This is a genomic window from Lysinibacillus sp. FSL R5-0849 (assembly GCF_038595075.1).
GTDB classification, from domain to species: Bacteria; Bacillota; Bacilli; order Bacillales_A; family Planococcaceae; genus Lysinibacillus; species Lysinibacillus fusiformis.
In genome coordinates, this window is the sequence record NZ_CP152004.1 from 4234739 (window position 1) to 4247717 (window position 12979).

The window sequence follows — 12979 nt, forward strand, 5'->3', positions numbered from 1 at the left end:
TAGTTTATCACGAAACGTCTTGACAAATGACATAAAAATCCCACCGTAATTTTCGACGGTGAGATTTAAGTGTATATTTCGTTAAATAATATAAATCAATTCATCGTGCTCAGTTTTCAAAATGGTATTTAAATCGTCCCATACTTCATCAGGAAAAGAATATTCTGACAGGTTGCGGACTTCTATCCCATATGCCACTTTTGGTTTTTCAATACGGTACAACGATAATAATGCACCGTCTTTAGCAAATGATCGATAAGAACGTAAGAATTCAGGTGAAATGGTAGGGATACTTGATTTTACTTTTCTACGCCAAAATCCAGAGCTACGTTCCTTTTCGCGAATTAAACTATTAAAAACATTTGCCACCAATAAATCCGAATCACTTAAATGTCGGAAATAAATTTTTGTCATTTTTTCTAAATCTGAAGAGTAATAGACGAATCTATTTTGCAATTTGTTAAAAAATGCAGATGTAATCGGTTCTTTTTTATGACTTATGTAAAGCAATTCCCCTTGTTCCATCGGTGTTAGATGGTCTAGCCTCTTCTCATCCATAAAATCGACCCAACATAGTTCCTTGGACTCAGCCGATTTTTTTACAAAATGGGGTACCTCTTCATCCAATACATATTCAAATTGTGTATGCATATTAAAAGAACCGTCTTCATAGGAATGTTTTAATAAAAGTAAGTGATGCAGTGGTTCAAGCGAAGCCGCAAATTGCGAGAATTTTAACCCGCTAAAAATGACAAATTTATCGACATCATTCATATGAACATAAATATGATACATAAAATCATCAGCTGACTTTAATTTTTTAGCCACAACCATCACCCCATTCTTCACTACATTATAAGACTAAACTCGATTTTTTTGAAACATTTTATGTTAATTGTCGTCACAACTATATACGCAGGCATAAAAGTGCTTTTTGCGTTATAATAGGAATGTTACACATGCATTTGCATACAGGTTTTCGATTACTCATTGAGTTAAAATATTTGCTTAAAAGTTCCATTGACAACGTTCAAAGCAAATTGCAATCTTATCAGTAGACATTCTTCTTTCTGATTTTGAATTCGCACTATTCTTTCAACATTATAAACGAAAATGGAAGAAACGCATTATATTTACTCATATTGAGATACTATTTTTATTTAGGTGGATTTTATGGAAAATAAACGAAATTTCGCAAATCGTTTTGACTGGACCCTTGCTTTTATTCTTTTCACTTTTCTAGTCATTAGTTTGTTAGCTATTGCATCTGCCCAAACATCCGGTCAATATGGCATTAACTACGTTCCAAAACAAATGCAATGGTATGTAATTGGTGCAGTAATTATTGGCATAGTGATGTTTTTTGAGCCAGATCAATATAAAAAAATGTCATGGTATATGTATGGAGCAGGGATTGCCTTATTGGTACTGCTTATATTTATGCCTGAAGGAGAAGGTCAAATTGGTGCACCGGTCAATGGCGCAAAAAGCTGGTACCATACACCGCTTGGTAACATTCAACCTTCAGAGTTTATGAAAACATTCTACATCTTAGCACTGGCACGATTAATTAGTAAGCATCATGAAGTCTATTCATTAAAATCATTAAAAACAGACTTCTTATTATTAGGAAAAATCGGTTTAACTCTTATCGTTCCATTAGCGATTATTTTGAAACAACCAGACCTTGGTTCAGCACTTGTATTCTTTGCCATTACCGCTGCCCTTATTATTGTAGCAGGTATTTCATGGAAAATAATATTACCTACATTTTTAGGTGGCGTAGTAGCAGGTGGTTCACTATTATGGATGGCTCTCTATATGCAAGATTTCTTAGAGAAAACATTCGGTTTTAAAACGTATCAGTTCGCTCGAATCTATTCTTGGCTCGATCCCTACTCCTATTCTTCCAGTGATGGTTACCATTTAATTACATCGCTCAATGCAATTGGATCAGGTGAAATTTTCGGTAAGGGCTTTCGAAACCGAGAAGTATATGTTGCAGAGAACCATACCGATTTCATTTTCACTGTAATCGGTGAGGAATGGGGCTTTATTGGGGCAAGCATTGTTATTTGTATTTTCTTCCTACTAATTTATCATTTAACAAAAACTACTCTTTTATTGAAAGACCCATTTTCAACATATGTTTGTGCTGGTATTATCGCTATGATTACATTCCATGTGTTCGAGAATATAGGAATGACGATTCAATTATTACCGATTACCGGTATTCCACTTCCATTCATTAGCTATGGTGGTAGTTCATTAATGGGGAATGCTCTAGCTATCGGACTTGTCTTTAGTATGAGGTTCCACTATCGGACATACATGTTTACTACACATGATGAAGATGAATAAAAATAGAAAAAGGGAAGCCTCTAGTACAGAGACTTCCCTTTTTCTATTGTAAACGAGTTAAGCTTGAACTTGCGGTGTCTGCGTTGGTGGTGTTAGCACTTTTAAAAGTTCTAGTCGAGACTTTGTTACAGTGGCTGTTACACCCAACTTAGATAAATTCGAAACAATCTTTTTCAAATCTACTTCTTTCCTCATACATTCCACCTCAATCTTTCCTCGATTTTATATAACGTTTAATTGGCAAAAAAGTTTCATTTTTCTACGAGTATGATGTCTGACAAGTTTATCATACCATTTAACTTTGCTTTGAAATTTTTCTTTTTTGTGACATTGTATTTTTTTATACCCTGCCCTGTTCACCACCAAACATTTATAAACTAACCTAAACCCCCATATTTTATTCATTTACTTTATTTCACAGCAAAAGAAAAGCCGTCTATCCATGTTTCTCCTTCCGTTTTCTTGTAATAGCAAGAACAACGGGGTTAGAATATACATATTGAAATAATGTATGAAAGCAGGGAACTATATGAAAAAGGCAATTTTATTATTAATGTCTGTTCAATTCCTCGTTTACCTAGGGTTCGGTATTATTATTCCAGTCTTACCTGAGGTTATTGTGCAGCAAAATTGGGATAATCTCCATGTTGGTGGCTTACTGACCGTCTATTCATTAGCTAGCTTTTTCACTGCACCATTTTGGGGCATGCTATCAGATAAGGTAGGTCGTAAACAGCTAATCTTAACGGGACTAATTGGTTTTAGCCTAAGCTTTGTTATTTTTTCATTATTTATTGATAACTTAGCTATTTTATATGTTTCCCGCGTTGTAGGAGGATTATTTTCAGGAGCTTTATATACGGCTGTAACAGGATTTATTGCAGATATGTCTAGCGAGGAGACACGTAATAAATATATGGGCTTTATGGGTATGTCCATCGGTCTAGGATTTATTTTTGGCCCAGCAATTGGTGGAATGCTAGGTCATTATAGCTTGCAATTACCGTTTATCGCATCAGCTATATTAATTGGACTATTATTTATTTATGCAAGTTTCGTCTTAAAAGAACCTGAAAAACGAAAAGATTCAAATAAACGTGCTATTGTGCCAAAAGGTGCTGGGAAAATGCTACAATACCGTGTGCGTTACTTATTTATGTTTTCATTTTTAGTAACATTTATGTTAGCAGGTGTAGAAGCTACATTCCAACTATTCCAAATCGAAAAAATTCAAATTACACCATTACAAATTGGTTATTTATTTATGTTTAGTGGCTTTGTTGATGCTGCGATACAAGGTGGTGTCGTTCGCCGAATTAAAAACGGCAGTGAGACAACTTGGCTAATCGGGGCACAAATTGTAACGGCTGTGGGTATGCTTTTATTCACGTTAACCGCTAACCTATTTATCGCAGGGCTAGCATTATGTGTCTTTACAGCCGGAAACGCACTTGCGAGAACATGTGTTGTTTCACTATCCTCTAAAGAATCTGGCGGGCAATATGGTACAGCAGCTGGACTATCTTATTCCATGGATAATCTGGGACGCATACTAGGTCCACTATTTTTCACCTGGTTATTTACAATGCATGCAAGTCTCGGTTACTATACATCAGCAGTAATCGCTATTCTTTCTATTAGCTTAATTTTTATTTTTAAAGCCTCTAAAAAATCGTTGCGTTTTGATTAACATTGATCATGGCTACGATAGAATGATTATCAAGCAATTCGGATTATCTCTAGTAAATCATAGAGATAATCCTTTTCTATGCTAACTAGCTATTTAAAATCTTCTTTCCTCATTTGAAGTAGGCTATACTAAGTATGTTATTATCAATAGTAAAGGCAGGTGTAGGAATGAGCATTTTTACAGATATAGAATACTTAGTTCCTTTTACTTTATTTTTTAATATTTTATTAGCCATGACTATCATTTTTTTAGAACGTAAAGATGCTACATCTACATGGGCATGGATTCTCGTCCTATTTTTCATACCATTAGCTGGGTTTATTTTGTATCTATTACTTGGAAGACAGTTACGAAAAAAACATTTATTCCGTTGGGAAGGGCGTAAAGATATCGGTATCGATACGCTCATCAACTATCAAATGGATGCCATTCGTAATGAAACATTTGAGTTTCGTATTTCAAATGCAGAGAATTATCAAGAGATGATTTACATGCACCTTAGAACAAACAATGCCGTTTTAACGCAGGACAATCATCTAGATATTTTTGATGATGGGGCCAATAAATTTGAACAGCTCCTTAAAGATATTGAAGCGGCTAAGGACCATATCCATATTCAATACTATATCTTCCGTCTTGATGATTTAGGAACACGAATCGTTCAAGCACTAATTAAAAAGGCGCAGCAAGGTGTCAAAGTACGCCTCCTCTATGATGAGATGGGCTCACGTAATGTGAAGAAACGTCATTTCAAAGAATTGCTTAATGCCGGAGGCGAGGTAGAAGTCTTCTTCCCTTCCATCTTCCCACTACTTAATCCCCGTTTAAATTTTAGAAATCACCGAAAAATCGTTGTCATTGATGGCCGTATTGGCTATATCGGAGGTTTTAATGTTGGGGATGAATATTTAGGCTTACAAAAAAAGTTTGGGTATTGGAGAGATACACATTTACGTATTGAAGGTAGTGCTGTACATCCACTCCAAACACGCTTTTTATTAGATTGGAATCAAGCAAGCTCCCAGCAAAAGATGGGTTACTCGGACCGCTACTTCCCTGCTATCCCGAAAAAAGGTGATGTTGGTTTACAAATTGTATCAAGCGGACCTGACTCCGATTGGGAGCAAATTAAGATTGGTTACTTAAAGCTGATAAATATGGCCCAAAAGTATATCTATATTCAAACGCCTTATTTTATTCCCGATGTAAGCTTCTTAGATGCCATTAAAATTGCGACTTTGTCCGGTATCGATGTACGTATTATGATCCCTAACAAGCCAGATCACATGTTTGTTTATTGGGCTACATATTCCTATGTTGGACAGCTGCTTCGTGCAGGAGCAAAAGTATATATCTATGAAAAGGGCTTTATTCATGCCAAAGCTATCATTATCGATGATGAGGCTTCCACTGTTGGTACAGCTAATATCGATGTTCGAAGCTTTAGCTTAAATTTCGAGGTGAATGCCTTTATCTATGATGCCAACATTTCGCATCAGCTGGCGGAGCTGTTTGAAAAGGATATTTTTGATTGTACAGAGCTGACGTGGGAGATGTACCAAAACCGTTCCTCATTGATCAAATTTAAAGAATCAATATCTCGGTTATTAACTCCTATCTTATAAAATGAAAAAGGAAGAGAGCTTGTTCGTTTAGAACCGCATCTCTTCCTTTTTCTTATTTCACGCCTAAATATTCTTCTAGCGTAATGCTTTGCTTAGCAATTTCTTTAGCTACATCCTTACCAACATAACGATAATGCCAAGACTCATACATATAGCCTGTAATTTCCTCTTTGTTTTGAGGGAATCGTAGAATAAACCCATACTCTTGAGCGTGTGCAAATAACCACTGCCCTGCTGGTGTTTCTCCAAATTCCTCTGTCAGCCATACATCTTCTTTTCCACGCTCTCCTATATCAAACGCTAAGCCTGTTTGGTGTTCTGAATAGCCTGGACGAGCACTGTATCGATCTGCCGCCTCTTGTCCATCACGATTAACATAGTTGTTATAAAGTGTTGTTTGATATTCAAAAGAACGATAACCGCTAAAAGCAACTAAATCAAACCCTTGTTGCTTGGCAGCCTCTAGCATTTGATTGAGCGCTTGTCTTGCTTCTGGATTTTCCTCAGGTGCAAAGGTAGAAGGAAGCGGATAAATTTTATTTGCTAGCAGAATGCCTTTTATATACGTTGGTTCGGTAGGTAAAGTTTGATTAGGCAGATAGCCATTTTCGTCTGGTTGCTGCTCTGGCTTTTCAGGTGTTTCAGGTGTAGTGTCTGTCTTCTCTGTTGTAGAAGAATCTTGGTCTGTTGATTTATTTGTTTCTGTAGATTTTGGTTGCTCATTAGATGCACTATTTACTTGATTATTTTTATAGTTGTAAACTACAAAAATAGATACGATTAACGCAACAGAAATCAAAGCACCCATGATGAGCAAAAGACGATTGTTTTTCACTATTTATGCCCCTTTTAAAAATAGCACATACGAAAAGAGTAGGTCCTCCCTCTGTAAATACTTATCTTATTTTATTACTTGATTGATATAATCTCATTTTAGCACTGTTCACATTTTCAGGTGTGAAATTCACCTGTTATTTTGTAAATATTAGTCTGTAAGAATAATGATGAATACGATGATTGAAGCTAACGCAAAAAATATCGCCATATACTTCATCCATTTTGCTTCTTTTCCATATCCTTGTTCTTCAAAACTTTTTGCTCTAAAGCCATTTGACATGGCAAACATAATTGTCATTGCAAGTACAGCAAAATTAAATTTCCCTATAATAATAAATACAAGTGCCGCAATACTAAAAATAGCGACTAAAATGGATGATAGCCATTTTCTGTTCATCATGTTGTCCCCCTAAAAAAATCGAGGCAACAGAGGCGCCTCGACATGAATAAATTATTTTGCTTTTTCTGGATGTTGCGAATAGTACTTTCGCCCAATATATGTTTGTAGAATTAACAACGCACCACTGACAGACCAATACAAAGGTAATGCTGCCATAGATGACATCGAAATAAAGACAATCATAATTGGTGAAATATAAATAAACATTTTCATTTGAGCCTTTTGCTGCTCAGGTACAGTCCATAATGATACTCGTGCCTGAACGAGGTACACAATACCCGCTACAATCGTCATGACGATATCAGGTGACCCTAAGCTAAACCATAAAAACTCATGTGACTTCACATCTGTTGAATATAAAATTGAGAAATAAAGACCCATAATAATCGGCATTTGAATTAACATTGGTAAGCATCCCATGTTTAATGGATTAATGCCATGCTTTTGATAGAGAGCCATCATTTCTTGTTGATATTGCGTTTGCTCTTCTTTTGTCTTAGCTTCTTTCATTTTCTTCTGAACTGCTTCCATTTCAGGCTTGAATGCATCCATTTTTGTTTTCATCAATTGTTGTTGACGATAATTTTTCAACATAATTGGCATTAAGACTAAACGGATTAGAACAGTAATCGCAATGATTGCTAAACCATAGCTGCCTGCAAAGATATTGTTCCCGAAAAATTCCAATAAAAATTCCATAGGTTTTACAAAGATACTATAGAAAAAACCTTCTTTGTTTTGCACTGCTTGACAGCCACTAAGTACAAAAACAGCCAGCCCAAGCATTGAAAATAGTTTCAAATTTTTCATTTTTCCACCTACTATAATTTATCAACTACTGTGAAGTATACCTTATAGGGTCTATCTTTATCAAATAGCAAGTGCTACTATTTATGTTTGTTATTTTCATAAAAAAAGGTGCGAGCTATAGCAGTATAGCTAACACCTCTGCACCTCATATTTTTCTATGCTCAAAAGCTATGCATTTTGTAATTCTGTCTCAGCCATTTCAAATCGGTAAAATTCATGATGAAGCTCATCTCTAAAATGCTTCGGCGTAACACCAGTATACTTTTTGAAAATACGTGTAAAATAACTTTGGTTACAGAAATGGAATTGATCAGATATAGATGTGATACTTTTGTTGGTATGTCGTAAGTAGTATTGTGACTCTTCTACACGTCGAACATTTAAGTATTCAACTAATGTAATACCTACATGTTCTCTAAAAATACGTGATAAGTGACTAGTACTTATGTGGAAATTATTAGCTATACTTTCCACAGTTAAATCATTTTCTAATTCATCATTTATATACATGATCACTTTGTTGACAGTTTGATGTCGGAAAGTCGGTTGTTTGCGATCTGCAATAAAATAAACAAAGAAATCAATTAAATCATCGGCAAATTGCAAAAATTCTGCGTCTTTCATTTGGTTTTCGATCATATCATTACAAGCAATATTGAAAGCAAATGCCTTTTTTGAAGGTACTTGATTGTCTAGCAATTTTCGAGCAACGATCGAAGACAAAACGGAAAAATAACCTCGAACAATTTTAATGACCTGCTTCCCAAAACGAATTGAAAGAATATCAATTAATTCATGTAAAGATTTTTTCGCTTTGGTGGATTCTAAATGGTAAATTTCAAAAATTAATTTCGACTCAATATTAAAAAATTCTTCGACGCCGATATATTGATTTATATTATCGATTTCTTGGAAGTATCTTTTGGAAATCGTTTCTGACATAGAATGTTGATGTAGTTGCATAATCTTCCCCATCTTTCCTCAGAGTGCACGAACTGCATTACAATATTTGACATCAATCCCAGTGAATAAAAAATAAGAAAATAGTATTTATTAATTTATCTTAAGAACTGAGTCCTATTTCACATTTTTTTAAAAAAACTACCTTATAAATAACCTAACTTAAACACCAGAACACAAGAAAATAGACTATACAGTGAATTTTACCATATTCTGCGATTTCCTTTCAACCACATTTTAATTGCTACTCTAGTTCTAATTTATCACATAGCCATAGTAGAAACCTTGTAAACTTATTCCTAACAATTAAATTTTACCATATACGTATTAAAATATTTTAGTCATTATCTAAATGTATTTACAAATTATACAAGACAAATTTCACCATTCTAATGAGTCAATCGACATTTTTCTATTTTATTCCTAAATCTTCTCTATATAATTTATATGATTATGTAGTAAAATAGATGATAATACTATTTTTAAAAGTTTAGACGAGGTGTTTAAAGTGGAACCAAAACAAATAGAAGAAATTATGGAGATTATTAAGGAATTCTTTCCCGAGAATACTTCCATTGCTATCTCTGATACCAATGAGTATTTGTATTACCAGCCAAGTAAAAAGGTTGATTTAAAAATTAAACCTGGCGACCCTATTAAAGAAGGTTCAGCGGCTCACAAAGCCCTAAGCTATGGTCAAAAAATTAGCTCGTACATCGAACCTGATGTTTTCGGTGTAGCTTATTACGGTATGAGTATTCCTTTAATGGAGGAAGGCGAAACTAAAGGAGCTATTACTGCTATCTTCCCGCAAAAACCATCAGCATTCTTAACAAACTACATTACCATTAAAATCGATGATTGCTGGTACCCAATTAAGCATGATCAAGTGATTTATTTAGAAACACAACTCCGTAAAACATTTGTTAAAACAATGTCTCGTGAAGGTTATCACCGTTTAAACCTAAGTGATTTAGAGCTATTTTTAGCACCTGATTCATTTATTCGTTGTCACCGCTCTTACATCGTTAACATTGACTACATCGATGAAATTCAACCAGATTCTCACTCAACGTTTTTATTAATTATGAAAGACGGTACTCGTATCCCTGTTAGCCAACGCTATGCAAGCTATTTCCGCCGTTCTTTAGGTTTCTAATTTTAAATACAGCGAGCAATCTATGTGGATTGTTCGCTGTATTTTTTTAATCCGAAATAGATCCCCTCATGTCCCCTATTAACAATTTTTGCATAGTTTTTATGTAGAAATTACCTATATTTATACAGCTCTACAATAAAACGTTTTCTCTGTCGAAAAATCATCTTAATGCTCGATTTTCCTTTTTTTACTCAATTTAATGCTATTCATAAAGTAATTGTGACAATTTGGTGATAGTATTATTCAAATGGTTGGAGTCATACTACAACTGAATAAACAGAAAATTCTCAAATGTTTTTTCTAGTTTTGTAATCGGTTTCCATCAAAATTATTTAGGGGAGGATTTTTTTATGGATGCAAATGTTCAAAAACGCCTAGGTTTAAAAGAGCTTGAGAGTAAAATTGTCACTGCTGAAGAAGCAGCAGCGCTTATTTCTAATGGTGATGTAGTTGGGATGAGTGGTTTTACTCGTGCTGGGGACGCAAAAGTTGTGCCAATGGCTTTAGTTGAGCGAGCAAAAAATGAAGAATTCAAAATTGATGTATATACAGGTGCATCATTAGGACCAGAAGTGGATAAGTACTTAGCAGAAGCTGGTGCCATTCGTAAACGTGGACCATTCCAAGGAGACGCTGGTATCCGTAATTTAATTAACTCTGGTGATGTTTTATATGTAGATGCTCACCTTTCTCATAATGCTGAGCTAGTGCGCCAAGGAATTATCGGACCAATTAAGTATTTAATTCTTGAAGCGGTTGCTATTACTGAAGATGGGTTAATCATTCCAACAAACTCTGTAGGTAACTCACCTATCTTTGCAGAATATGCAGAAAATATTATTATCGAGTTAAACATCTCACATCCAGAAGCTTTAATCGGCATCCATGATATTTATGTACCTGGTGAACAAGGTAAGCGTGAAGCTATTCCAATGACAGACGCTATGCAACGAATTGGTGATATCGGTATTAAAGTGGATCCAGCTAAAATTAAAGCAATTGTTATTTCTGAAGAGCCAGATGCTCCTTCATTAATCGTACCTCCAGATGAAGAAACACAAACTATGGCAAACATTTTATTAGACTTCTTTAGCAATGAAATTAAAGCAGGTCGTTTAACCAAACAATTAATGCCATTACAATCTGGTGTTGGTTCTGTTGCAAACGCTGTACTTGATGGCTTTGCAGATTCAGAATTTGAAGATTTAATCGTGGCATCAGAAGTACTTCAAGATGCAGTATTTAACTTAATCGATGCAGGTAAGGTTAAATTTGCCGCTGCAACTTCAATTACATTGACTGAAGAATTACAGCAAAAAGTATATGGCAATTTAGAAAAATATGCTGATAAAATTTGCTTACGTCCACAAGAAATTTCTAACCACCCTGAGCTTATCCGTCGTTTGGGTCTAATCTCAATCAACACAGCTCTTGAGTTAGATATCTATGGTAACGTAAACTCAACGCATGTCTCTGGTACTCGTATGATGAACGGTATCGGTGGTTCAGGAGACTTCGCTCGTAACGCACGCCTTGGTATTTTTGTTACAAAATCATACGCAAAAGGTGGAGCAATTTCTTCTATCGTGCCAATGGTATCTCACGTTGATCATACTGAGCATGATGTAGATGTTATCGTAACAGAACAAGGTATCGCTGACTTACGTGGTCTTGCACCAAAAGAACGTGTACCTTTAATTATTGAAAACTGTGCACACCCAGATTATAAAGAGCAATTATGGGATTACTACAACCGTGCTGTCGAAGCAACTGGTAGCCATCAAACGCCTCACCTTTTAGAGGAAGCACTTTCTTGGCATGTAAATCTTGCTAAAAACAAAACAATGAAAAAAGAAGTTTCAAAAGCTTAATCTTCAATTTTCAGGACGCCTACTAAGTGAAAACTTATTGGGCGTTCTTTTTTATTGGAAATGTTATAATAGGAATATATGCAACTAACTTACTAATTTGTTCTAATTCATGGGAGGAGCTATGAAAAAATTTATTTATGTAATTATTTTCTTTTCTTTTTTCGACCTATTTACCCAGCTACCTGTTATGAGTACATATGCTGAGTCTTTAGGAGCATCAGCATTCCTTACAGGTCTTGCAGTAGGTATGTATTCGTTATCCAATACATTTGGTAATATAATTTCAGGCTTTTTAACGGATCGCAAAGGACCTTTTATCATACTCATCGTTGGTCTCTTAACAACAGGTTTATCATTAACACTTTATAACTTAGTAGAGGAGCCTATTGCGCTTTTAGTAGTCCGTTTTATTCATGGACTTGTTGCAGGCTTCATTGTCCCTGCCGCCTTTACATTTTTAGCAAACGCTACTGAGCAAGAAAAAAGAGGTAAGGGTAGTGCTATTTCTGGCGCATTTGTTGGTATTGCTGCTATTATTGGCCCTGCTTTTAGTGGTATTCTAGCAAGCCGGACAAGTGTCCCATTTGTTTTTAATATTACTGCAAGCTTTATGCTTTTATTAGGGATTCTTTCTTTCTTTTTACTAAGAGCAAATCAAGTAAAAAAAGAAAAAGCGGCACCAAGTACATATATTCCGATAAGTGTATTTTTTAATAATACAGGAACATTAAAGGCATTTTCAGGAGCCTTTTTCTTAATGTTTTCACAAGGTGTAATTGCATATCTTCTACCGCTCAAAGTTCAATCTCTAGGCTTTGACTCTCGTTTAAGTGGCACATTGATGAGCACATTTGGTATTATCGCTGTACTTGTTTTTTTATTACCAACTAATCGTATCTTTGATAAGGTTAACCCTCTAAAAACATTGTCACTCGGTATTGGATTAATGGGATTAAGCCAATTATTAATAAGCCAAGCCGATTTTAGCTCTTTTCTTTATCTAGCAATGGCATGTTATGGGATTGGGTTTGGATTCCTTTTCCCTTCCGTCAATTCACTTTTAATCGATTCTACAACGGCTGAAATACGAGGAAAAGCATATGGTTATTTCTATGCATTCTTCTCTCTTGGTGTAGTATTAGGTTCTTCCTTGTTAGGATGGCTATCACTTGGAGTGATCAGCGGCTTTATCTTTACGGGAATTGTATTATTAATATTTGCTGGAGTAATACTACTCCCACACAAAAGACCTTCTCATGCATAGAT

General features: G+C 35.1%; 12 protein-coding genes. 6 read left to right on the top strand and 6 right to left on the bottom strand.

Going from position 1 to position 12979, the window contains the following annotated elements; all coding sequences use genetic code 11:
* Window positions 1-81: 81 nt before the first annotated feature.
* Entirely contained in the window at window positions 82-834 is a 753-nt protein-coding gene (locus MKY80_RS20960; protein WP_008177079.1) for a hypothetical protein, read from the bottom strand.
* A 339-nt stretch (window positions 835-1173) separates the two neighbouring features.
* On the opposite strand from MKY80_RS20960, the gene MKY80_RS20965 reads away from it, so the two are divergent.
* Window positions 1174-2361, top strand: a complete 1188-nt coding sequence (locus MKY80_RS20965; protein ID WP_008177081.1) for an FtsW/RodA/SpoVE family cell cycle protein — start codon at window positions 1174-1176, stop codon at window positions 2359-2361.
* A gap of 57 nt (window positions 2362-2418) precedes the next feature.
* Here the strand turns inward: MKY80_RS20965 and MKY80_RS20970 are convergent, their stop codons facing one another.
* Entirely contained in the window at window positions 2419-2556 is a 138-nt protein-coding gene (locus MKY80_RS20970) for an Lmo0850 family protein (protein WP_164908744.1), read from the bottom strand.
* Between the two features lie 334 nt (window positions 2557-2890).
* Here MKY80_RS20970 and MKY80_RS20975 point away from each other — a divergent pair, with 334 nt between their 5' ends.
* Window positions 2891-4051 carry an MFS transporter gene (locus MKY80_RS20975; RefSeq protein WP_043990249.1) on the top strand — a complete coding sequence of 387 codons (1161 nt, stop codon included), beginning with the start codon at window positions 2891-2893 and terminating at the stop codon, window positions 4049-4051.
* A 167-nt stretch (window positions 4052-4218) separates the two neighbouring features.
* Window positions 4219-5676, top strand: a complete 1458-nt coding sequence (cls, locus tag MKY80_RS20980; protein ID WP_043990258.1) for a cardiolipin synthase — start codon at window positions 4219-4221, stop codon at window positions 5674-5676.
* Window positions 5677-5728: 52 nt separating this feature from the next.
* On the opposite strand, the gene MKY80_RS20985 is transcribed toward cls, so the two are convergent.
* From MKY80_RS20985 to MKY80_RS21000, 4 genes are all read right to left on the bottom strand, one after another.
* Window positions 5729-6511 carry a M15 family metallopeptidase gene (locus MKY80_RS20985; RefSeq protein WP_043990250.1) on the bottom strand — a complete coding sequence of 261 codons (783 nt, stop codon included), beginning with the start codon at window positions 6509-6511 and terminating at the stop codon, window positions 5729-5731.
* A gap of 150 nt (window positions 6512-6661) precedes the next feature.
* A complete protein-coding gene (locus tag MKY80_RS20990) occupies window positions 6662-6913 on the bottom strand; it encodes a hypothetical protein (RefSeq protein WP_008177088.1) in 252 nt (83 codons plus the stop codon).
* 51 nt (window positions 6914-6964) lie between these two features.
* Window positions 6965-7723, bottom strand: coding sequence for a membrane protein insertase YidC (gene yidC / locus MKY80_RS20995; RefSeq protein ID WP_008177090.1), 759 nt, complete (start codon window positions 7721-7723; stop codon window positions 6965-6967).
* 168 nt (window positions 7724-7891) lie between these two features.
* Window positions 7892-8686, bottom strand: a complete 795-nt coding sequence (locus tag MKY80_RS21000) for a helix-turn-helix transcriptional regulator (RefSeq protein ID WP_025114261.1) — start codon at window positions 8684-8686, stop codon at window positions 7892-7894.
* A gap of 505 nt (window positions 8687-9191) precedes the next feature.
* On the opposite strand from MKY80_RS21000, the gene MKY80_RS21005 reads away from it, so the two are divergent.
* The 3 genes from MKY80_RS21005 to MKY80_RS21015 all read left to right on the top strand — a co-directional run bounded on the left by MKY80_RS21005 (window position 9192) and on the right by MKY80_RS21015 (window position 12977).
* Window positions 9192-9842, top strand: coding sequence for a LytTR family DNA-binding domain-containing protein (locus MKY80_RS21005; RefSeq protein WP_008177095.1), 651 nt, complete (start codon window positions 9192-9194; stop codon window positions 9840-9842).
* A 350-nt stretch (window positions 9843-10192) separates the two neighbouring features.
* Entirely contained in the window at window positions 10193-11713 is a 1521-nt protein-coding gene (locus MKY80_RS21010) for a succinate CoA transferase (RefSeq protein WP_008177096.1), read from the top strand.
* Between the two features lie 121 nt (window positions 11714-11834).
* Window positions 11835-12977, top strand: a complete 1143-nt coding sequence (locus tag MKY80_RS21015) for an MFS transporter (protein WP_342531069.1) — start codon at window positions 11835-11837, stop codon at window positions 12975-12977.
* The last annotated feature ends 2 nt before the right edge of the window (window positions 12978-12979 follow it).